The 21,357-nt window shown below is 66.0% G+C and carries 22 protein-coding genes; 11 read left to right on the top strand and 11 right to left on the bottom strand.

The features are described 5' to 3' along the window. Positions 1 to 33 precede the first annotated feature (33 nt). The 4 genes from LFT49_RS17045 to LFT49_RS17030 are packed head-to-tail and all read right to left on the bottom strand — an operon-like array spanning position 34 to position 3,478. The gene (locus LFT49_RS17045) at positions 34 to 1,236 is read right to left on the bottom strand and encodes an AMP-binding protein (RefSeq protein WP_237428873.1); all 1,203 of its coding nucleotides are present in this window, start codon (positions 1,234 to 1,236) and stop codon (positions 34 to 36) included. Positions 1,237 to 1,248: 12 nt separating this feature from the next. After that, on the bottom strand, positions 1,249 to 2,202 hold the full coding sequence (locus tag LFT49_RS17040) for a 1,4-dihydroxy-2-naphthoyl-CoA synthase (protein WP_237428872.1): 954 nt from the start codon (positions 2,200 to 2,202) through the stop codon (positions 1,249 to 1,251). Positions 2,203 to 2,224: 22 nt separating this feature from the next. Beyond that, positions 2,225 to 2,665, bottom strand: coding sequence for a VOC family protein (locus tag LFT49_RS17035; RefSeq protein WP_237428871.1), 441 nt, complete (start codon positions 2,663 to 2,665; stop codon positions 2,225 to 2,227). 51 nt (positions 2,666 to 2,716) lie between these two features. Next, positions 2,717 to 3,478: a CPBP family intramembrane glutamic endopeptidase gene (locus LFT49_RS17030; RefSeq protein WP_237428870.1), complete on the bottom strand. Its 762-nt coding sequence runs from the start codon at positions 3,476 to 3,478 to the stop codon at positions 2,717 to 2,719. Positions 3,479 to 3,684: 206 nt separating this feature from the next. Between LFT49_RS17030 and LFT49_RS17025 the strand changes: the two genes are divergently transcribed. Further along, positions 3,685 to 5,145 (top strand): amino acid permease, encoded by a 1,461-nt coding sequence (locus LFT49_RS17025; RefSeq protein ID WP_236820403.1) that lies wholly within the window; start codon positions 3,685 to 3,687, stop codon positions 5,143 to 5,145. Between the two features lie 10 nt (positions 5,146 to 5,155). Here LFT49_RS17025 and LFT49_RS17020 read toward each other — a convergent pair whose 3' ends face one another. Beyond that, the gene (locus LFT49_RS17020) at positions 5,156 to 5,950 is read right to left on the bottom strand and encodes a dienelactone hydrolase family protein (RefSeq protein WP_237428869.1); all 795 of its coding nucleotides are present in this window, start codon (positions 5,948 to 5,950) and stop codon (positions 5,156 to 5,158) included. Positions 5,951 to 5,996: 46 nt separating this feature from the next. Between LFT49_RS17020 and LFT49_RS17015 the strand changes: the two genes are divergently transcribed. Further along, entirely contained in the window at positions 5,997 to 7,067 is a 1,071-nt protein-coding gene (locus LFT49_RS17015) for a DNA polymerase IV (RefSeq protein ID WP_442863715.1), read from the top strand. Between the two features lie 183 nt (positions 7,068 to 7,250). On the opposite strand, the gene LFT49_RS17010 is transcribed toward LFT49_RS17015, so the two are convergent. Beyond that, positions 7,251 to 7,427: a CsbD family protein gene (locus LFT49_RS17010; RefSeq protein ID WP_236799494.1), complete on the bottom strand. Its 177-nt coding sequence runs from the start codon at positions 7,425 to 7,427 to the stop codon at positions 7,251 to 7,253. 128 nt (positions 7,428 to 7,555) lie between these two features. On the opposite strand from LFT49_RS17010, the gene LFT49_RS17005 reads away from it, so the two are divergent. From LFT49_RS17005 to LFT49_RS16990, 4 genes are all read left to right on the top strand, one after another. Continuing rightward, positions 7,556 to 8,230: a pentapeptide repeat-containing protein gene (locus tag LFT49_RS17005; protein ID WP_237428868.1), complete on the top strand. Its 675-nt coding sequence runs from the start codon at positions 7,556 to 7,558 to the stop codon at positions 8,228 to 8,230. A 118-nt stretch (positions 8,231 to 8,348) separates the two neighbouring features. After that, positions 8,349 to 9,575, top strand: a complete 1,227-nt coding sequence (locus tag LFT49_RS17000; RefSeq protein WP_237428867.1) for a thiolase family protein — start codon at positions 8,349 to 8,351, stop codon at positions 9,573 to 9,575. Further along, positions 9,575 to 10,378, top strand: a complete 804-nt coding sequence (locus LFT49_RS16995) for an enoyl-CoA hydratase/isomerase family protein (protein ID WP_237428866.1) — start codon at positions 9,575 to 9,577, stop codon at positions 10,376 to 10,378. Before LFT49_RS17000 ends, LFT49_RS16995 begins: the two co-directional genes overlap by 1 nt. Positions 10,379 to 10,457: 79 nt before the next feature. Next, positions 10,458 to 11,267: a 3-hydroxyacyl-CoA dehydrogenase family protein gene (locus tag LFT49_RS16990; protein ID WP_237430539.1), complete on the top strand. Its 810-nt coding sequence runs from the start codon at positions 10,458 to 10,460 to the stop codon at positions 11,265 to 11,267. Positions 11,268 to 11,291: 24 nt separating this feature from the next. Here the strand turns inward: LFT49_RS16990 and LFT49_RS16985 are convergent, their stop codons facing one another. Further along, positions 11,292 to 11,525, bottom strand: coding sequence for a DUF6480 family protein (locus tag LFT49_RS16985; protein ID WP_237428865.1), 234 nt, complete (start codon positions 11,523 to 11,525; stop codon positions 11,292 to 11,294). A 73-nt stretch (positions 11,526 to 11,598) separates the two neighbouring features. Between LFT49_RS16985 and LFT49_RS16980 the strand changes: the two genes are divergently transcribed. After that, positions 11,599 to 12,219, top strand: coding sequence for a GNAT family N-acetyltransferase (locus LFT49_RS16980; RefSeq protein ID WP_237428864.1), 621 nt, complete (start codon positions 11,599 to 11,601; stop codon positions 12,217 to 12,219). Here LFT49_RS16980 and LFT49_RS16975 read toward each other — a convergent pair. After that, the gene (locus tag LFT49_RS16975) at positions 12,216 to 13,052 is read right to left on the bottom strand and encodes an SGNH/GDSL hydrolase family protein (protein WP_237428863.1); all 837 of its coding nucleotides are present in this window, start codon (positions 13,050 to 13,052) and stop codon (positions 12,216 to 12,218) included. The two genes, LFT49_RS16980 and LFT49_RS16975, sit on opposite strands and share 4 nt — an antisense overlap. Before the next feature lie 179 nt (positions 13,053 to 13,231). Between LFT49_RS16975 and LFT49_RS16970 the strand changes: the two genes are divergently transcribed. Both LFT49_RS16970 and LFT49_RS16965 read left to right on the top strand, forming a co-directional pair. Further along, positions 13,232 to 13,930, top strand: coding sequence for a tyrosine-protein phosphatase (locus tag LFT49_RS16970; RefSeq protein WP_237428862.1), 699 nt, complete (start codon positions 13,232 to 13,234; stop codon positions 13,928 to 13,930). After that, positions 13,927 to 16,089, top strand: coding sequence for a S1 family peptidase (locus LFT49_RS16965; protein ID WP_237428861.1), 2,163 nt, complete (start codon positions 13,927 to 13,929; stop codon positions 16,087 to 16,089). Before LFT49_RS16970 ends, LFT49_RS16965 begins: the two co-directional genes overlap by 4 nt. Positions 16,090 to 16,161: 72 nt before the next feature. Here LFT49_RS16965 and LFT49_RS16960 read toward each other — a convergent pair whose 3' ends face one another. After that, complete coding sequence (locus LFT49_RS16960; RefSeq protein ID WP_237428860.1) at positions 16,162 to 16,872, bottom strand: DUF4397 domain-containing protein; 711 nt, start codon at positions 16,870 to 16,872, stop codon at positions 16,162 to 16,164. A gap of 101 nt (positions 16,873 to 16,973) precedes the next feature. After that, positions 16,974 to 17,417 carry a PaaI family thioesterase gene (locus LFT49_RS16955; protein ID WP_237428859.1) on the bottom strand — a complete coding sequence of 148 codons (444 nt, stop codon included), beginning with the start codon at positions 17,415 to 17,417 and terminating at the stop codon, positions 16,974 to 16,976. Positions 17,418 to 17,560: 143 nt separating this feature from the next. Between LFT49_RS16955 and paaZ the strand changes: the two genes are divergently transcribed. Together paaZ and LFT49_RS16945 are read left to right on the top strand one after the other, a co-directional pair. Then, on the top strand, positions 17,561 to 19,672 hold the full coding sequence (gene paaZ / locus LFT49_RS16950) for a phenylacetic acid degradation bifunctional protein PaaZ (protein WP_237428858.1): 2,112 nt from the start codon (positions 17,561 to 17,563) through the stop codon (positions 19,670 to 19,672). 147 nt (positions 19,673 to 19,819) lie between these two features. Continuing rightward, a complete protein-coding gene (locus tag LFT49_RS16945) occupies positions 19,820 to 20,215 on the top strand; it encodes a VOC family protein (protein ID WP_237428857.1) in 396 nt (131 codons plus the stop codon). 90 nt (positions 20,216 to 20,305) lie between these two features. Here the strand turns inward: LFT49_RS16945 and LFT49_RS16940 are convergent, their stop codons facing one another. Continuing rightward, positions 20,306 to 21,280, bottom strand: a complete 975-nt coding sequence (locus tag LFT49_RS16940) for an IS481 family transposase (RefSeq protein ID WP_237428856.1) — start codon at positions 21,278 to 21,280, stop codon at positions 20,306 to 20,308. Positions 21,281 to 21,357: the final 77 nt, after the last annotated feature.

The raw sequence follows: 21,357 nt of genomic DNA, 5'->3' as shown, positions 1-21,357 counted from the left end.
GTGCGCACCCGCCGCGGTGGTGCAGGTCCAACTCTACTTTCCCCGGTGCAGGGCGCTGAGTTCGGCGGTCATGGCGAGCCGGTCGGGTTTGCCGTTGGGCAGCATCCGCAGCGCCGGCGCCGCGAGGACGGTCTTGGGCGCCAAGACCCCCAACTGCCGCTGCCATTGACGTTGGAGTACGACGGCGGGATCCCCGGCACCTTCTCCGGCGGTGCCTTCCGTACCTGCGGGGGCAAGCGCCACATAGGCGGCCACGGCCTGCCCCCACTCGGCGGACAGGACGCCCGCCACGAAAGCCGCGGCGACGGCGTCGGACTTTTCCAGCTGTTCCTGCACGTGGCCGGCGGAGACCTTGACGCCGCCGGTGATGATCACATCGTCGGCGCGGCCCAGCACGGTGAGCCGGCCGTCGTCGTCAATGGAGCCCAGGTCGCTGGTGCGGTACCAGCGCACCCCGTCCTCCTCGAAGAATGTCCCGGTTTCCTCGTCCGGCGCCTCGATGTAGCCTGCGGCGACGGTGTCACCGCCCAGCAGGATCCGGCCGTCCGTATCCACCCGCACCGAGACGCCTTCCAGGGGATAGCCGTCGTAGATGCAGCCGCCGGAGGTCTCCGCGGAGCCGTAGGTGGTAACCACGCGGACGCCGGCGTCGCGCGCCGCCGCCAGCAGGGCCGGCGGCGCAGGTGCCCCGCCCAGCAGGATGGCGTTGAACCGGCGGAGCACGGCGAGCGTGTCCGGCGACGGATCGTCCAGCAGCCGCTGCAGCTGGGTGGGAACCAGGGAAGTAAAGCGGATGTTGTCCGTGAGTTCCAGTGCCGCAGCAGTGAAGGCCTCCGGGGTGAAGCCGACGGACATGTCCATGACCCAGGGCCGGGTGCCGGCAAACAGGGAGCGGACCAGCACCTGGATCCCGGCAACAAACTGCACCGGCAGTGCCAGCAGCCACTGGCCCTCGCCCTTGAGCCGCAACGCCGTGGCCATCGAGGAGGCTGCCAGGGACTCCACGGTCAGCAGGGTTGCCTTGGGCGTGCCGGTGGAACCGGAGGTGCGGACCACGGCCACGGCGTCGTCGCAGCCGGGGGTCTCAACGTGCCCAACGATGAGGCTGCCGTCGGGGCCTACGGAGAGTTCGACGGCGGGGCCCTCGCCATGGAGGGCGGCCGCGAGGGCCTTCAGGGCGGGTTCGATGTTGATTGGACCGGCCGATACCGGAGTGGGGGAAGCTTCGCTGTTCATTGCCGTCCTGCCTTAGAAGTAGTGCGGGAAGCGTGACCAGTCGGGGTCGCGTTTTTGCAGGAAGGCTTCCTTGCCCTCCACAGCCTCGTCCGTCATGTAGGCCAGCCGGGTGGCTTCACCGGCGAAGACCTGCTGGCCGGCCAGCCCGTCGTCCGCCAGGTTGAAGGCGAACTTCAGCATGCGGATGGCCTGCGGGGACTGCCGGGCGATGTCTGCCGCGTACTCGAGCGCCACCTCCTCCAGCCGCCCGTGGTCCACGGCCTCGTTCACCGCACCCATGCGAACCATGTCATCAGCGGAATATTCGCGGGCCAGGAAGAAAATCTCCCGCGCTGCCTTTTGCCCGATCTGGCGGGCCAACAACGCGGAGCCGTAGCCGGCGTCGAAACTTCCCACGGTGGCGTCCGTCTGCTTGAACTTGCCGTGCTGGCGCGACGCGATGGTGAGGTCCGCGACAACGTGCAGGGAGTGCCCGCCACCGGCGGCCCAGCCGTTGACGACAGCGATGACCACCTTGGGCATGGTGCGCATGAGCCGCTGGACTTCCAGGATGTGCAAGCGGCCAGCGCGGGCAGGGTCGATGGTTTCCTGCGTCTCCCCATCTGCGTAGCGATAGCCGTCCCGGCCGCGGATCCGCTGGTCCCCGCCGGAGCAGAACGAATGGCCGCCGTCCTTGGGGGAGGGGCCGTTGCCGGTGAGCAGGACGGTGGCGACGTCGGGGGTCATCCGCGCGTGGTCCATGGCCCGGTAGAGCTCATCCACGGTGCCCGGCCGGAAGGCGTTCCGCACCTCGGGCCGGTTGAACGCAATCCTGACGGTGGGCAGGTCACGCACCCAGCCGCCGTCCGAATCCCGCTCCACCTGCCGGTGGTAGGTCATGTCCTGGAAGTCCTCGAAACCGGAGACCACCCGCCAGCGCGTGGGATCGAAGACATCGGACACCGGGGCGGGGATCTGGTTGCTCACCGTCCAAGTCTAGTAATCGTGCTTAGCTGATGCAGAACTCGTTCCCCTCGGGGTCCGCCATGGTGTGCCAGGAATGCGGGCCCTGCCGCGCCGACCAGAGGAAAGTGGCTCCCCGCGCTTCGAGTTCGCTCCGGACCTCGTCCTTGTCCCGGCCGTCCAGCCGGACGTCCCAATGCACCCGGTTCTTGACCGTCTTTCCCTCCGGTGCGGCCTGGAACAGGATGCGCCGCTCGGGGGCCTTGGACTCGATCTCTTCCGGCGGCCGGATGGCAGCGCCGTCCTTCCACACCATGTTGCCCCGGTGGGTCATGGTTTGGTCCTCGCTGGCATAGCCCTGCTCGATCATGGAACGGATGAAGGCCCCGTCCTGGGGCTCCACAGCCCACTGCAGGGTTTCCGCCCACCAGTCTGCGAGCTCGTGCGGCCTTGCGGAATCGACAACTATTTGGATATTCAGTCCCATGCGTCCACGGTAAAGGCGGCTGCCGCCCTGCGGAAGATCCCCTGGGGGGCGCTAGGCCTGGACGTTCTGCATCTGGTCGAACAGTTCCGGCGGGATGGCGTAGACCAGGATCACGGCCAGCAGGTTCTTGGCGGCATGGACGAAGTAGGAGAACATGACGTTCTTCCCGGTCCACATGTAGACGAACACCAGCGTGGCGCCCATGGCCAGGTACGGGAGCAGTGCGGTGAGGGTGATCGCTTCCTGCCCCACGATGTGCAGGGCCGCGAACAGCACCACGGACAGGATGCAGCAGATCCAGATGTTCACCCTCCTGCTTAGCTTGCCGATCAGCAGGTGCCGGAAGATGTATTCCTCCACGAACGGACCAACTATCACCAGCAGCGGGACCATGAGCCAGGCGGGGACCTGCTGCATCAGTGCCTGCAGCCCGGCCTGGTTCTGGGAGGTTTGCACCTGCCCGTTCGCCGCCACCAATACCGCCGTGAGGATCATCATGGCGATGACGGACGCCGGCACCATCAGCAGCGTGAACCAGGGCCGGGTTGCCAGGACCTTGAGGTCGCGGACCACCACCTTGCGGGCCGCCAGGAGTGCCAGTATGCCTACCGAGGCATAAAAGAGCAGGTTCACTGCGTACGAGGCCGCGGCGGGGGAGGGGGCTATCTGGCGCAGCAGCGGTGCCACCAAATCGCCGGCAGCGGCGAAGAACCCTGCGATGGCAACGTAGAGGCACAGCGTGGCCACGTCCATGGGGGAGAAACGGTACAGCTGGGGCTGCGGGGCGGGCGGTAAGCGGTGGGCTGTTGCCATGCTTCCAGCCTATCGCCGGGGCCGGCGTGTAGTGCGCGTCACGTACCACTCCGCACCAGGTTGTAGGATGGTCAGGTCGCGTGAAGCTTCGGCAGTTCGACGGTTCGCCCTCACATTCGCTGGCTGTAAGGCCTGAAGACCGAATTATGTGAGCTCGATCATACGAAGACCGGATGCGGCCAACCCCCAACCCACAAGGAACAGTTGTGCCTCAAAGTACCCCCACAGACCTAAAGAACAGTACGGCGCCATCCACCGCCGTCGACCCCACCCTCAGCGCCGAGGGCTACAGCAAGACCCTGGGCCGCCGCCACGTCACCATGATCGCCATGGGCGGCGCCATCGGCGTGGGCCTCTTCATGGGAGCCGGCGGCCGCCTGGCCTCCACTGGCCCGGCCCTGATTTTCTCTTACGCCATTGCCGGCGTCATCGCCTACCTCCTCATGCGTGCCCTGGGTGAGCTCATCATGTACCGCCAGACCTCCGGCTCGTTCGTCAGCTACTCAGGCGAAATGTTCGGCAGGAAGGGCGCCTTCCTTTCCGGCTGGATGTACTTCATCAACTGGGGCATGACCGGCATCGCCGAACTGATCGCCATCGGCCTGTACTTCCAGTTCTTCTTCCCCAACGTTCCGGTGGAAGCATCGGCCATCGCCGCGCTGGCGCTCCTCGTGGCAGTGAACCTGCTCAGCGTCAAGGCCTTCGGTGAATTCGAATTCTGGGCCTCCTGCCTCAAGGTGGGCGCCATCCTGATCTTCCTGGTGGTGGGCACCTTCATGGTGGTCACCAACGCCCAGGTGGGTGACGGGCACGCGTCGGTGGCCAACCTGTTCGCCGCCGAAGGGGGCATGTTCCCCAAGGGCGCCCTGGTGATGGTCCTGGTCCTCAACGCCGTTATTTTCGCCTACAACGGCATCGAGCTGGTGGGCATCACCGCCGGCGAGATGCAGAACCCGGAGCGCGAGGTGCCCAAGGCCGTCCGCGCCGTCGTCCTCCGCATCGTGGTGTTCTACGTTGGCTCCGTGACCCTGCTGGCCATGCTGCTGCCGTCCGACCAGTACAAGGCCGGCACCTCCCCGTTCGTCACCGTTTTCGGCCAGATGGGCCTGGGCTGGGTGGGCGACGTGATGAACATGGTCGTGATCACGGCGGCGCTGTCCTCCTGCAACTCCGGCCTGTACTCAATCGGCCGGGTGTTCCGCACCATGGCCAACAACGGGCACGCCCCGCAGTGGCTCACCAGGATGTCCAAGCGCCACGTCCCGTACGCAGCCATCCTGGCCATCGCGGCGTTCTACCTGGTGGGCATCATGTTGAACATCTGGCTGGGCGGTTCACACGCATTCGACCTCGCCCTGAACACCGCCTCCATCGGCGTGATCTTCTGCTGGGGCTCCATCTTCGCCAGCCAGATCGTGCTGCGCCGCCGCAAGGGCATCACTTCCAGCCTGCCGATGCCCGGTTCGCCGTGGACCAGCTGGGCCGGCCTGCTCGGCCTGCTGGCCATCACGGTGCTGATCGGCTTTGACACCATGACCAGCAAGGACGGCGAGGTGTTCTACCTGGGCCTGTGGACCCTGGGCACCATTCCGTTCTTCGCGCTGCTCCTCTGGCTGGGCTGGCAGAAGGTCAAGAACAACCAGCCCAAAAGCGAGCTTTACAGCTGACCTTCCCGGCTTACTGAACAACGTTCGACGGCGGGCCGCCCCCTTGAGTGGGCGGCCCGCCGTCGGCGTTTCCTTTCAGGTGCCGTGCGAAAAAGTCCTCGATGCGCTGCCAGGCCTCAGGGGAGGATTTCGGATCCGGGCCCACGCCCATCACCCGCATCAGCGGGCGGAGGAGTACCGGCCCCAACTCTTCATCGTTGAGGAAGGCGTGGCCTGCCCCGGGGAATTCCTTCACGCTGTGCTCGATGCCCAACTGGTCGAGGGCTGAATCGAGCCGGGCCGCGGCGCCCTTCAGGGACTTGTCCGCACCGCCGTAGCTGGCCACGATCGGACAGGAGCCCCGCAAAGCCTCCACCAGGTCCTGCTGCTCCTTGCCGGGCAGCCGTCCGTAGTTGACGGAGGCGGCGTCGAACCCGTCCCGGGCGGTCGGCAGGGCAAACCCGCCGCCCATGCAGAAACCGATAACCCCGGTCTTGGCGTTGCATAGTTCCGACTCCGCAAGCCAGCTGCGCGCGGTGGCGATGTCTATGAAAGGCCTGCCCGTGCGGGCTGCCATGGCACGCATGGTTCCCACCAGGCAACGCCTGCGACCGCCGTCGCTGAACAGATCCAGCGCCAGGGTAAGGTAGCCGGCCCGGGCCAGCCGGTCCGCATGCCGGCGGGTCTGGTCATCCAGGCCGAACACTTCATGGATCATGACGACGCCGGGAAAGGGGCCCTGCCCTTCGGGCACGGCAAGGTAGCCGTGCAGGAAGGTCGATCCGCCGGCAGCCGTGCTCTCGGCGCTCAGGTCTACGTTCGTCATGGCCCAAGGCTAGCCGCTGGGAGTCCCACCGGGCAGACTGGGGCCTGTGAGCGAACCGTGGGTGCTGCATGTGGACCTGGACCAGTTCATCGCTGCCGTTGAAGTGCTCCGCCGGCCCGAGCTGGCGGGAAAGCCGTTGATTGTGGGCGGGCGCGGGGACCCTACCGAGCGCGCCGTCGTGTCCACGGCATCCTATGAGGCCAGGGCCTTTGGGGTTGGCTCGGGAATGCCGCTGCGGATTGCCGCGCGGAAAGTGCCGGATGCCGTCATCCTGCCCGTGGACCACGGGGCCTACCTTGAGGCGTCGGAGAAGGTCATGGCGGTGCTGCGCTCGCAGCCGGGAACCACAGTCCAGGTGCTCGGCTGGGACGAGGCTTTCGTTGGCGTCGAGACCACCGATCCTGAAGCCTTTGCCAGGCAATTGCAGGAGGCCGTCCTGGCGGAGACCCTGCTGCACTGCAGCGTGGGGATCGGCGACACCCTGCTCCGCGCCAAGGTTGCCACTTCATTCGGCAAGCCCGCGGGGGTCTTTCGGCTCACGGAAGAGAACTGGCTGGACGTCATGGGGAGCCGGCCGACGGTGGAGCTGTGGGGCGTGGGTACCAAGATCTCACGGCGCCTCGCCACCCTGGGGATCAAGACTGTTGCCGAGCTCGCAGCGGCGGACCCCAGTGACCTGGTCCCCGAGTTTGGTCCGAAAATGGGTCCCTGGTACGCGCAGCTGGGACGGGGGGACGGCTCCCGGGTGGTTGACGATACGCCCTGGGTGCCGCGGGGGCACAGCCGAGAGACCACCTTCCAGCGCGACCTGACAGACCCCGAGCGGATTCGCGACGCCGTCCGGGAGCTGGCCGCGCGCGTGCTGGAGGATGTTGCTGCCGAGGGAAGGCCGGTGATCGGCCTGACGTTGAAAGTTCGGTATGCGCCGTTCACCACCAGGACCTACGCGCGGAAGATCCCCCAGACATCCGATCCCGCGGACGTGCTGTCCCGGGCCCTTGACCTCGCGGCGAAGATCGAGCCTGGGCAGCCCATCCGGCTGCTTGGACTCCGGGCCGAAATGACCATGCCTGAGGATTCGCGGCAGGGCCACACACCGACCCGCAGCGGCTGGTGACTTCCCCCTTCGATTGCTGACTTCCCGCATCGATTGCTGTGTATTTGTCGTTATGAGCCCTCAAAACGACAAATACACAGCAATCGATGATGGGTGGACAGCGAAACGGCGGCAGATCCAAGGGATCCGCCGCCGTTTGGGGCTGCTGCAGCACGCCGTTCGCTGCGGCTGCATCAGCAGGGACTAGCTGCGCTTGAACTCGTCCTTGACGCTTTCGCCCACCTTCTTGGCGTCTGCCTTGACCTGGTCGGCCTGGCCTTCTGCCTTGAGGCGGTCGTTGTCGGTCGCGTTGCCTGCAGCTTCCTTGGCCTTGCCGCCAAGGTTCTCTGCCGCGTTACTGATCTTGTCTCCGAGGCCCATGGTTCCGGCCTCCTTTCGTTTCCGTCGATCAACCGTGCCCTTTCACGATAAGCAAAGCTTGCTTACTATTTCAAGTCCCGCGCTGCGTTTGCTGCCCTTTGTCAGGCCCCACCGCTAGGCTCGGGCTCATGGATAAAGTGCGCGGCAAGGCGGCAGCCAGGGTGGTCCCGCCCCGGCTCTCCCCGGTGGAGTTGAATGACCTCGAGGACCTGCCGGGCCACGCGTTCCGCCGCGGTGACCGGCATGAGAATGCACGGTTCATCCGTGCCGCCATGGACGGCCTCGACCTCGCGGACAGCGTTTTTGCCGAGTGCCGGTTTGATGCAGCGTCCTTGAGCGATGCCCAACTCCGCGGTGCCTCATTCCGCGACTGCATCCTGGCAGAGGCGTACGCGCCTGTCTTCCGCGGTGCCCGGACTACCTGGCGCGAGGTTGAGTTCCGGAATCCCCGGCTGGGCTCGGCCGAACTCTATGAAAGCGGCTTGCAGTCCGTGCGGATCGACGGCGGCAAGGTGGACTTCCTCAATCTCCGCGGCGCCAAGCTCACTGACGTGCTGATCAGCGGCTGCATCATCAATGAACTGGACCTCGGGGGTGCCGCGGCAACAAGGGTGAAGCTTGAGGGCTGCACGGTGGGCTCACTGGACCTGACGGGAGCCAAGCTGAAGGATTTTGATATCAGGGGTACGGAATTCCGCGGGATCAGCGGCTTGGGCAGCCTGTCCGGAATGGTTATCGACGAGTATCAGCTGAACCTTTTGGCGCCGCTCATTGCGGCGCACCTGGGGGTGGCGGTGCTGTAACCGGATGCGCGCGTGGGGCCTGCCGTGTACCATTTACAGAACGAACGGTCGGTAAGTGGAGGGTTCCGCTGCGCCGGCCGCCGATGACAGTGCTGTTTATCGCGTGAAGGGTGTTTCCATGGCTGCAACCGCAGGTCCGCAGGCTTTCCTTGTTGGCGGGGTCCGAACGCCGGTGGGCAGGTATGGAGGGGCTTTGTCCTCCGTGCGGCCTGATGATCTTGCGGCCCTGGTGGTCCGGGAAGCGGTGCAGCGTGCCGGCCTGGATCCGGAGAGCATTGAGGAAGTGATCCTCGGCAACGCGAACGGCGCCGGCGAGGAGAACCGGAACGTGGCCCGGATGGCCACCCTGCTGGCGGGGCTGCCGCTCCACATTCCAGGGATCACCGTCAACCGGCTGTGCGCATCGGGCCTGAGCGCCATCATCCAGGCCAGCCACATGATCAAGGCCGGAGCTGCGGACATCGTCATCGCCGGGGGCGTGGAATCGATGAGCCGCGCACCTTGGGTGCAGGAAAAGCCCACCGCCGCGTTCGCCAAGCCGGGCCAGATCTTCGACACCTCCATCGGCTGGCGCTTCACCAACCCCCACTTCCAGCACGGCGGCCTGTCCCGCGACGGGAAGATGACCTACTCCATGCCGGAGACCGCGGAGGAAGTGGCGCGGGTGGACAACATTTCCCGGGAAGACGCCGACGCGTTCGCATTCCGCTCCCACCAGCTGGCCCTGGATGCCATCGAAGCCGGCCGGTTCAAGGACGAGATCATTCCCGTCACGGTCAAGACCCGCAAATCCGAAACCGTGGTGGACACCGACGAGGGCCCCCGGCCCGGCACCAGCCTTGAGGTCCTTGCCGGGCTGAAGCCGGTGGCACATGGCGGATCGGTGGTCACCGCTGGCAACTCATCGTCCCTCAACGACGGAGCCTCAGCCATCATCGTCGCCTCCGAAGCGGCCATCGAGCGCTTGGGCCTGACTCCGCGTGCCCGTATCATCGACGGCGCCTCTGCAGGCTGTGAACCGGAGATCATGGGCATCGGCCCGGTCCCCGCCACCCAGAAGGTGCTCAAGCGGAGCGGCCTGAGCGTCGGCGAGCTGGGCGCCGTCGAACTTAATGAAGCCTTTGCCACGCAGTCCCTGGCCTGCATCCGCCGCTTGGGACTGGAACCGGAAATCGTAAACCGTGACGGCGGCGCCATCGCCCTGGGCCACCCCCTTGGTTCCAGCGGGTCACGAATCGCCATCACCCTGCTGGGACGGATGGAACGGGAGGACGCGAAGATTGGCCTCGCCACCATGTGCGTCGGCGTGGGCCAGGGCACCGCAATGCTGCTGGAGAAGATCTAATGGCCGTCGCGGTGAACCTCGCCGAAGAAAAGTTCTCATCCCTCCTGGTGGAGGAGCGGGAAGACCGGGTGGTGGTGCTGCTCAACCGGCCCGAGGTGAAGAACGCGATCGACCAGCAGATGGTGGACGAACTCCACACAGTCTGCGCCGCGCTGGAACAGAACCCCAAGGTACTGATCATCGCCGGCGTGGAAGGAGTGTTCGCCTCCGGGGCCGACATTGCGCAGTTGCGCGAACGGCGGCGGGACGATGCCCTGCAGGGAATCAACTCCACTATCTTCGTCCGGATCGCCAAGTTGCCCATGCCGGTCATCGCCGCGCTGGACGGCTACTGCCTGGGTGGCGGCGCCGAGCTCGCCTATGCCGCGGACTTCCGGATCGGCACCCCCAACGTAAGGATCGGCAACCCGGAAACGGGGCTGGGCATCCTTGCCGCGGCCGGTGCCAGCTGGCGGCTCAAGGAACTGGTGGGTGAGCCGCTGGCCAAGCAGATCCTGCTGGCCGGGCTGGTCCTCGGTGCCGGTGAAGCCAAGGCCATCAACCTCATCACCGAAATCCACGACCCCGCCGACCTCCTGGATGCCGCCCACAGCCTGGCCAACAGGATCGGACGCCAGGATCCCCTGGCTGTCCGCATCACCAAGTCCGTCTTCCACGCGCCTGCGGAAGCCCACCCGATCATTGACCAACTGGCCCAGGGCATCCTCTTCGAGTCGCAGGCCAAGTTCGACCGCATGCAGGAGTTCCTGGACCGCAACGCGGCCAAGAAGGCAAACGCCGCCAACCCTGCCGACGGAAAGTAGACCCGTGAGCGATTCAACAACGAACCCAAACCTGCCCACCGGCCTTCCCCGCTTCGTGGGAGTGCTGGGCGGTGGCCGCATGGGCGCGGGGATTGCCCACGCCTTCCTCATCAAGGGCGCGAACGTCCTGGTGGTGGAGCGCGACGACGTCTCCGCCGAAGGTGCGCGGGAACGCGTGGAGTCGGCAGCCCTGAAGAGCATCGAGCGGGGCGCCGTGGACGCCAACTTCGACGAACTTGGGTCCCGGCTGACTGTGAGTACCGACTACGACGACTTCAGCGGCCGCGAGTTGGTGGTGGAAGCGGTCCCCGAAGACTGGGACCTCAAAGTAACGGCGCTGCGGGGCATTGAAGAGCGGCTGGCGGAGGACGGGTTCATCGCGTCCAACACCTCTTCCCTGTCGGTCAACGGGCTGGCCCGCGAAATGAAGCGGCCGGAGAACTTCCTGGGCCTGCACTTCTTCAACCCCGTCCCGGCATCCACGCTCATCGAGGTGGTGCTGGGGGAGCGCACGTCTCCCCGACTTGCTGCCGCGGCAAAAACGTGGGTGGAGGCACTTGGCAAGACCGCCGTCGTCGTCAACGATGCCCCTGGGTTCGCGTCCTCACGCCTGGGCGTGGCTATCGCGCTGGAGGCCATGCGGATGGTGGAGGAAGGGGTCGCCTCGGCCGAGGACATCGACAACGCCATGGTCCTGGGCTACAAGCACCCCACCGGGCCACTGAAAACCACGGACATCGTGGGCCTTGACGTCCGCCTGGGCATCGCCGAATACCTGCAGTCCACACTTGGAGACCGGTTTGCGCCCCCGCAGATCCTCAGGGACAAGGTGGCCCGCGGTGAGCTGGGGCGCAAGACCGGCAGGGGTTTCTTCGACTGGCCCAGCTAGGAATTCCCGCCTACGCTGACGGATTCAGTCGAAGAATCCCACGATGTAGCCGATGAAGTACAGGAGGCACAGCAGGACCACGACACCGATGATGCCGATCCACAGGAACTGCGTGCCCTTGCGGGTGCCGTGCTCGTCGTGACCCTGCGTCATGCTGGTGGACGCCTCACCCGGTGGTGTTTCCCCTGGCGGCACTCCGCCCCCGGGCTCCAAACCGGTGAGCTTGTCCTCTTCCGGATCCGGATTCTGGCCTGACATGGTGACTCCCTCGCTCGACGTCTTGGTGCTTGCCCCAGCGTAACCCGTGCTTCCGGCGGCCTAGGCTGGTGCAGTGACTTTCCTTGAACCCCTTACCCTCACGGGCCGCTACGTAATCCTCGAGCCGCTTGGGGAGGAGCACCACGACGGCTTGGTGGAGGCTGCCAGGGACGGCGAGCTGTGGAAGCTTTGGTACACGTCGGTGCCCGCACCCGGCAAAATGGCGGCGGAAATCCGGCACCGGCTGGCCCTGCAGGAGCAGGGGTCCATGCTGCCCTTCACCACCCGGCTGATCGATGCCGCAACCGGCGGACCGGGACGCGTTATCGGCATGACCACCTACATGAACATTGACGCCGCTACGCCGCGTGTAGAGATTGGCTCCACCTGGAACGCCGCGTCCGTGCAGGGGACCGGGACCAACCCGGATTCCAAGCTCCTGCTGCTGCGGCACGCCTTCGAAACCATTGGCTGCCCGGCCGTCGAGTTCCGGACGCACTGGTTGAACCACCAGTCGCGTGAGGCCATCGCCCGGTTGGGTGCCAAACAGGACGGCGTGCTGCGCAGCCATTCACGGACCAGTGACGGAAACCTGCGGGACACCGTGGTGTTCTCCATCCTGGATCACGAGTGGCCCGCCGTCCGCGCCGGGCTTGAGTATCGACTGGACCGGCGCGGACAGGGGCACGGCTAGGGGACGGAGTAGGCGCCGGAACCGGTGAGCGCAGCGAAGTAGGCCTGGTAGCCCGAAGCGTTCGGGTGGAAGTTGTCCGGGCTGGCGGGGTTGGCGAGATCCAGATTGATCCAGGGATCCGCGGAGTTGACGCCGTGGCCGGCGAACGCTCCCCGGACGTCCACGTACTGAACCCCTGTGGCACTGGCGGCCGCCGCGATGGAGGCGTCCAGGCCATCGGCCAGGACGGTTGCCTGCTGGATAAACAGCGACAGCGGATCGGCAGGATTGGGGGTGACGGGGTCGTACAGGTAGGGATAGCCCGTCACCACGATCCTGGCATTGGGTGCGGCGGCCTTCACGCTCTGGATCATCGAGATGACGTCCCGGGTGAGCTGTCCGCTCTGGATCATCGCTGCGGCTGAGGCGGTGGCCGCGTCACATGCGGGTCCTGCGGCGGGGTTGGCCAGGGCAGCCCCGCAAGCGGTGATGATGTCTCCGAACCCGATGTTGTTGCCTCCTGCGGTGATGGTCACGAGCTCCGTGCTTTTGTTCAGCTGGCGAAGCTGGCTGTTCACGACGTCCCAGGTGGTTTTGCCGCTGCAGGCAGCATTCACCACCAATTGGATTGATTTGGCTTCATTCGCAAGTTCGGCATAGGCGCTGTTGCTGCGATAGCAGGCGTCCAGGTACGGCCCGGCACCTTGTCCCGCTGCATACGAATCACCCAGCGCGATGTACTTGTCTTTGTCCACTGCCTGCGCCGGAGCGGCCGCAAAGCCTGCGGCGATCGCCAGCGTGGCAAAGGCGGCAGCGAAAGCCCGCGGCCGCCGTCGTGTTGAAACTGTTCCCATGTGTTCCCCTCGAATGCTCAGTGCCCTCCAGTGGGCCAAGTTTTCGTCACAGTACTCCCGCCTGTCACACCTGTCACGGGCCATTGGACACTCGCGCTGCACCGCCTCTTCCCCTTATGTGACATGCGGCTCCCAGCAGCGTGTGATTAGCTGTCCGGATGAGCACAAGGGGCAGGTCCATGGACTGGGATGGCGCTGTCAACGCGTGGCACGTTTCCGGCGGCATTTACCGCATGGGGCGGCGCGAGTGGCTGACGGAAACAGGGTGGAAACAGGCGTTCGACGACGGCGTCCGCACTGTGGTGGATCTCCGTAACGCTGGTGAGGGGCGGCGCCGGGACAACGACCCGGCAGTGCCTGCCGCTGCCTGGGCCGGGATCGAGGTGGTGCAGGCGCCTACGGAGGAGCCTGGTGACCCGCGCTTCACCGCAGTCGCCGGCCCCTACCTGAACGATCCAGCCCACTATGCAGAGAACGCCCGGCTCTTCCCCGAAAAGCTGGTGAGTGTGTTCCGTGCCATCGCCGTGGCCGCGCCCAAGGGGAACGTCCTGCTGCACTGCGCCGCGGGACGCGACCGCAGCGGGCTGGTGGCTGCCATGGTCCAGGACCTTGCGGGTGATTCTGACGAAGAGATCGCCGAAGGCTACCGAAGGGCCGTCCGCGGCATCAACGAGCGATACCGCACCCACGGCCCGCCCCACAGCCGGGAGCGGTACCTGGCCGAGCCGGAGCTGGCCCCGCTTCTGGAACAGCGGGGGCGTGCGGTGGTGGCGTTTGTCCGCGGCCTGGACACCCGCGGCTACCTTCTGGCCAACGGGCTCACCACCACCGAACTTGATGCTGTCCTGGCCCTCTCGGGCGCGGGGGTGGCCCGATGAACGCCGACATGCTGCGGCGCGTGCTTGCCCTTGGCGCTGTGACCGGAATGCTGGCCTCCTCGGCGTCGGTAGCCGGTCCCGCCTTTGCCGCCAGCGGATCGGACTCCGGGCAGGAAGCGCCGACCGGGAGCAGCACTGCCGCGCCGGCCCCCGCTGCCGGCCCGTTGCCCTCAGCCGGCCCGTCCGGCACAGGCACCTCCACAGGACTTTCCGAAGCGGCTCTCGCCGAAGCAGTGCAGCGCGACCTCAAGCTGACTCCCCAACAGTTCGAAGCCGCAGGTGAACTTGGCGCCCGGGCGGCAGCAGCTGCGGTCCAGCTGCGCCAGGTTCCCGGTTACGTGGGCGTCCGCCTCGAGGGCCCATCCATCGTCGTGACCGGCTCCGGTCCTGAACTGCAGGCTGCCGTTGCTGGGCATGCCGGCACAGTTAACGGCTTGACCCTTGAAGCCCCGGCGCCCCACCCGTCGGCCGTGGCGCCCACCGTCATGCCGCCGTCGTCCCCCACCCCGTCTCCTTCAGCGTCGCCGGCCGCCCGGGCGGCCACCGACGGTACCCGCTCAAAGCTGGCAGTAAGCACTGAGCAGCTGTTCCAGGCGTATGTTCGCGACGTCGGCCCGCAGGGGCTGCAGGCAGTAATGTCGGTGGGCGGAAAGTTCGTCATCAGGACCGGCGGAATCAATGCGCCGGAGTCGCTGCCCGCTTCTTCAGGAGCCGGTGCCGACACCGCAGGCCCGGCAAAGGGAAAAGTTTCGCCTGAACAGTTCGTTTCCCGTTACGCCAACGTAGAGCTTGACGGTGGCGCGCCGATCAAGCCCGAGGCAGACGTTCCCGGCGGCTTGGGCTACCAGACGGACGTCGGCTTCGTCTGCTCTACCGGCTTTTCCGTCTTCGATCCGGCGGGTCTTCCCGCTGTCCTTACGGCTGGCCACTGTGCCTCGGACGGCGCCGCCAAAAAGGCCACCCTGGAACTCCAGGGCACTCCGGCCGGTCTCCTGGGAAAATTCGGCTTCAGCCAGTTCGGCGGGCCCGGCAACTCGCGGGTGGTTGACCCCAACACCCCCATCGGCCCGGATTACACGGCAGTCACGGATCCCGGCAACGTGGGTACCGACGTATCAGTCATCCAGTCGCTGCGGCAGGACATCGATCCGATGCCCGCTGCCAGCACATGGGGGAATCCCTCCCAGCCTGGACCGGATGTGAAGATCATTGGGGTCAAGGATCCGGTGGTGGGAATGCCCGTCTGCCGGTCGGGGCGGAGCTCGTTTTGGTCCTGCGGAACTGTGGACGCGGTGGGAATCTTCATCGTGCCCGGGCCGGCCTACGGGACCGACGCTACTGACCTTCGAGCCTTCAATGGCTTCCTGTCCTATGGCGTGCAGTCCAGCGGTGGTGACTCCGGCGGCCCTTACGTGAGTGGCAATTACGCCGTGGGCACCCACTCAGCCGGGGACACCCCGGACGCGAACGGGCATGTCATCCAGAACTTTGCCGTGGGCGCCACGTTGCGGGACAGCCTGGCGGTGCTGCCCGGTTACCAGCTGGAACTCTTCCTCAACAGGCCGGCCGTCACCGCGCCGGCGCTCGGCGGAACGTACCAGCCGGGACAGACGATCAGCGGGCAGGTTCCTGCGGCTCCGGCGTCCGCCGTTGCTGAAGGTTCAAAGGTTCGGATCACCATCCAGGGCAAAGACCCGTTCGAGGTGCCCGTGGAGGCCGGAAACTGGAGCTTCACGGCTCCGCAGGGCACGGGTACGCTCCGGTTCACGGCCGAGACGGTGAACGGGTTCAGCAAATCGGGCACGAACAGCTTTGAGTTTGCTGCAGCAGCAGCGGAACAGCCTGCCCCTCCGGCGCCGTCGGGTCCCGCTTCAAGCAACCCTGCCCCGACCAGCCCGGCCCCCGCAAGCCCGTCACCTGCCGCGCCGGCGGAAGCGCCCGCCGTCGTGCTTCCTCCGTCAAGCACCCCTGCGCCCAGTGCCCCCGCGGACCTGGCCAACACCGGCGGAAACCGGAACAGTCCCGCCGACCCGGGAAACCTGGCCTACACCGGAGCCGACGGGCTGGTTGCCGCAGCGGTCGCTGCTGTGGCTGCGCTCGCCGTCGGAATCCTGCTGATGCTGTTGGTCCGCCGCCGGAAGGGGCGCTCCACCAACTAGTTGATAAGGGGCTGGGTCCGAGGGCCCCGCCCCTTGCCATTAGGTGCGGTCCGTTAGCTGCGGTCCGTCAGGTCAGTGCCGGCCGTGCCCGCGGTCCTTGCCGTCAACCACCTGGACGGCTACGTCCAGGGTGCCGTCTGCGAGGCTTCCCCAGGCGTAGACGATGGTGTTCTTTCCGCCCTCAACCGTGATGTCCGCCGGCCCGATCACGGGATCGGTGGTTCCTGCCGCGGCCACGCTGGCCGAAATGGTGCCGGCCTTCAGCTTCAGTTTCGCTTCGTCCGGGTTGCTGAGTCCTTCAATCACCGGAGTTCCGCCGGCCAGTACGTCGACGGCGGGGGCTGCGGCCACGTGCCTGACCGTGAGCTTGCCCTTCTGGTCGTTGCGGGGGGCTTTGGTGTCGTTCGTGAAAAGCGACGCTGTGGGGGTGCCGTCGGCACTGAGGTGGGCGACGGCCGTGTAGTTGCCGCCCTGGTCCAGTTCCACGTTGACCGGGCCGATCACCGGGTTGTCGGCGCTGGTGGCGTCGGCAGCGGTGATGGCGATTTGGTAGTCGCCGGCGGCCAGTTCCAGGGGCCCGGCAAGGGTGCCGGGGGTGAAATCGTCCAGGGTGAGGTTTCCGTTCACCCATACGTCCACGGTCAAGCCGGGGACGCCATGCAGGACGGAGAGCAGGGCAGGGTCATCGTCATGGTGGTGCCATCCGCCGGCCTGGGCGGGAGCGGCGAGGGCCAGCGAAGCGGCGAGCGAGATGGCTCCGGCGGCGTAGATCATTTTGCGCATGTCAAACTCCTTGCAGGATGCCCGGCAGCCGAGCTGTTTGTACTTACGCGCTTAATACCTGCGGAGCGGCGGCTCTGGATGCAGTGCCGGTAATTTTTTCGTCAGTTTTTGCGCTTCATCAGCAGGTTGGTGATGCGCAGGGTGCACAGCCGCTGGCCTGCCTCGTTGGTGATCAGCACCTCGTGCGTGGTGAGTGTGCCGCCCAAGTGGATGGGGGTGGCGGTGATGGTCACCTGGCCCTCACGTGCGGAGCGGTGGTGGGTTGCGGAAACGTCCACGCCCACCGCGGTCTTGCCCATGGTGCTGGCATGGATCACCGCGGCCCAGGACCCCACGGCCTCGCCCACGGCCAGGGAAGCGCCGCCGTGCAGGAGCCCGAACGACTGCCTGTTCCCCTCCACAGGCATGGTTGCGACCACGCGCTCCACGGACTCCTCCAGGATCTTCACGCCCATCTTCTCGTCCAGTTCACCGAGGGTGATCTTCCATAGTTCGTGCCCGGACGGCTGGTTGCCGGCGGTATCCGCAGGGGACATGGCGTTCATGAGTTCTCCTTTGAGGCGGCCAATTCGGTCCTGGCCTTCTAGTCTGCAGCACGGCACTTCATGTATGGTGAATATATTACCGAACGGACGGTCAGTAATGGCTGTCCTGTTTGCCTGCCCCCTTGTTGGAAGGACCGTCAACGATGACCACCACAGCCACAGCTCCCCAGGCCACGGTCGACACCGTGGAGACAGTGCCCAGCTTCGTCATGGACGCCTGGTGGACGCCCGACGCCGGCTCGTCGGCTTCCGCCGTCCCCGTCCGGGACGCGAGCACAGGGGAGATCCTGGCCAAGGTCAGCACGGAGGGCCTGGACCTCGCAGGGGTGGTGGAGTACGGACGCACCACCGGCCAGGATGAACTGGGCAAGCTGACCTTCCACCAGCGGGCGCTCAAGCTCAAGGAACTGGCCCAGTACTTGAATGCCCGCCGCGAGCACTTTTACAACTTCTCCTTCCAGACGGGCGCCACCAAGATCGATTCCATGGTGGACATCGACGGCGGCATCGGCGTCCTCTTCACCTTTGGCTCCAAGGGCCGGCGCGAGCTGCCCAACTCCCAGGTGGTGGTGGACGGGCCCATGGAGGTGCTCTCCAAGGATGGCTCCTTCGCCGGTGAGCACATCTACACCCGGATTCCCGGTGTCGCGGTGCAGATCAACGCCTTCAACTTCCCCGTTTGGGGCATGCTGGAGAAGTTCGCGCCCGCGTTCATCGCCGGCGTCCCCACCATCGTCAAGCCCGCCACCCCCACCGGCTACGTTGCTGCTGCGGTGGTCAAGGCCATCGTGGAATCCAACATCCTGCCCAAGGGCTCGCTGCAGCTGGTCTCCGGCTCGGTCCGCGGCCTGCTGGACGTGCTGGACTACCGCGACCTGGTGGCCTTCACCGGCTCCGCCTCCACCGCGAAGTCGCTCAAGGCGCACCCGAACGTGGTGGAGGGCGGTGTCCGTTTCACCTCGGAGACCGACTCCCTGAACGCCGCGATCCTGGGGCCCGACGCCGTCGAGGGCACCCCGGAATTTGACGCCTTCGTCAAGTCCGTTGTCACCGAAATGACCGTCAAGGCCGGCCAGAAATGCACCGCCATCCGCCGCGCCATCGTGCCGCAGGAGCTGGTGCCGGCGGTCTCCGCCGCTATCGGCAAGCGCATCACCGACCGCGTGGTCCTGGGAGACCCGCGCGGCGAGGGCGTCACCATGGGTGCGCTGGCCTCCGTGGAGCAGCTTGAGGACGTCCGCGCCGCCGTGCAGTCCATGCTCGACGCCGGCGGTGAGCTTGCGTACGGAACCCTCGATTCGCCGTCGGTCACCTCCGCCGACGGAACCACCGGGGTAGTGGACGGCGGCGCTTTCATGGCCCCCGTGGTCCTGAACTGGGACAATCCGGAAGCGGAAGCCATCCACTCGCTGGAGGCCTTTGGTCCGGTATCGTCCGTGATCGGCTACAAGGACCTGGCCGACGCCGTTCGCCTCGCAGCCCGCGGCGGCGGATCCCTCGTGGCGTCGGTCTGCACCAACGATCCCGAGGTGGCCCGCCACCTGGTCACCGGCATCGCCGCCCACCACGGCCGCGTCCTGATGCTCAACCGCGAGGATGCCCGCACCTCCACAGGCCACGGCTCGCCCGTGCCGCACCTGGTCCATGGTGGGCCGGGGCGTGCCGGCGGCGGCGAGGAACTGGGCGGCATCCGGTCGGTGCTCCACCACATGCAGCGGACCGCCATCCAGGGGTCACCCAACATGCTCACCGCCGTCACCGGCGTCTGGCACACCGGCGCGGCCCGCAACTTCACCGTGGAAACCGAAGGGACCCACCCGTTCCGGAAGCATCTGTCCACCCTTCGGATCGGCGACGCCGTCCGCTCCGACCTGCGGCAGGTCACCCTCGAGGACATCAGTGCGTTCGCCAACTCCACCGGCGACACCTTCTACGCCCACACCAACCAGGAAGCGGCGGAAGCCAACCCGTTCTTCCCGGGCATCGTGGCGCACGGCTACCTGCTGCTGAGCTGGGGCGCCGGACTGTTCGTGGAGCCCGCCCCGGGTCCCGTGCTGGCCAACTACGGCCTGGAAAACCTGCGCTTCATTACCCCCGTTGCCGCCGGTGATTCCATCCGGGTGACCCTCACCGCCAAGAAGATCACGCCGCGTGAAACCGACGAATACGGCGAGGTGGCCTGGGACGCCGTCCTCACCAACCAGAACGACGAAATCGTGGCCACCTACGACGTCCTCACCCTCGTCGAGAAGTAACCCTCCCCTTGCTCTATCACTTTTGGTCCCTAAACCGCGGTTTTAGGGGCCCAAAGTGATAGAGCATCGGGGTGCCGGGGGAGGGTCTTTCGGGGCTGCCCGGCGTAAGATTCTGCCCACAAGGAGGTGGCCCCCATGCATCTGACAATGAGTTCAGCCACAACCATCCTGCCGGTGGATAACGCAGCCCGCGCCCGGAGCTTCTATACGGAGAAGCTCGGCCTCCCGCACCGCGGAACCACTGACGATGGGAATGAACTGCTGGGTATCGACGGCGGCCCGTTGCTGGAGTTGATGTCGGTGTCCGACGGCAAGCACTCCGAACACACGGCGCTGAGCTTCGAGGTCCCCGACATCGAGGAGGCCGTCCGGGACATGGAAGCCCGGGGCATCAGGTTCCAGGACTACGACTTGCCCACCCTGAAGACGGAAAACCACATCTGCACCACGGGATCGGAAAAGTGCGCGTGGTTCATGGACACCGAGCACAACATCCTGTGCATCCACCAAAACCTGGGCGACAAGCTGGAGTACCAGGTCTAGGCCCGGCAGACAGTAGAACAGCAGCAGGGGTCCCCGGTCGGATCGGGGTACCCCTGCTGCTTGTCTGTGGATTGCGGCGGCTAGCTGTACTCAGTCAGTAGGTTGGTTGCACCTGCTGATCGGTGGGTTGCCTCCGAGGCTGCCGTGGGGCCGGTGGTTGTTGTAGAAGTCTAGCCAAGGCTGCAGAGCGTCTGTGCGGGCCTGGTTTGAGGTGAAGGGTTGACGGTAGGCCCAGCCTTCCTGGAGGGTGCGGTTGAAGCGTTCTGCTTTGCCGTTCTGCCAGGGATGGCGGGGTTTGATCAGGATGTGTTTGGCGCCCAGCGCAGTCAGTGCGTCCTGGAAATCTTTCGAGAGCCGGTAGGCGAAGGCATTATCGGTCATGACCCTTTTGACGGGTGCGCCGTGGGCTGCCATGGCTGCCGCGGCCCGGGTAAGGAATCCTGCGCAGGTCGCGCCTTTCTCATCGGGCAGGACCTCGGCGTAGGCGAAGCGGGAGTGGTCATCCACGGCCACGTGGACGTAGTCAAAACCGACCCTTGAGTGGCCTGTTGAATGATTGCGGGCAGACTGATTCGGGTCTGCCCGCCAGCCCCCGCCATCCGGGATTCGGCCCAGTTTCTTGACGTCGATGTGGATCATGTCCCCGGGAGCGTCGCGTTCGTAGCGGCGGTCGGTCGCCCGGGATGCCCGAATCCGTACCCCGGTCACCGGGTCCAGGTCCCACAGTCTGGGCATGCCCGCGCGGGCCAGGATCCGGGAGACCGTCCGGGCGCTCGTGCCGCAGCGCAAGGCCAGGTCCGCAGGTCCCTCGCGGTGCTCGACGCGCTGGGTCAGAACATCCGCAACGACTTCCGCTGAGGTTGCGTTCGGGCACGACCTTGGGCGGGAGCTGCGGTCCTCGAGGCCGGCCCAGCCGTGGGCCCGGTACCTGCTGATCCAACGGTGCGCGCAGGTCCTGGAGATACCCATCTCCTTGGCAACGTGGGCGACGGGACGGCCGGCAAGGATACGCTCGATGATGATCCGTCTACCGTTCGGAGTCAGCCGGGCATTACGGTGGGACATGAAGACCTCTTAGTCGTTGGCTGTGTGTGGTAACCACCAACCTAAGAGGTCTTCACCTATTCACGATGTAACCAACG

The sequence above is a fragment of the Arthrobacter sp. FW306-06-A genome (genome assembly GCF_021870055.1).
Taxonomy (GTDB): domain Bacteria; phylum Actinomycetota; class Actinomycetes; order Actinomycetales; family Micrococcaceae; genus Arthrobacter.
Note: the sequence above shows the minus strand (reverse complement) of the source record. Positions and strands in the feature narration are given on the sequence as shown.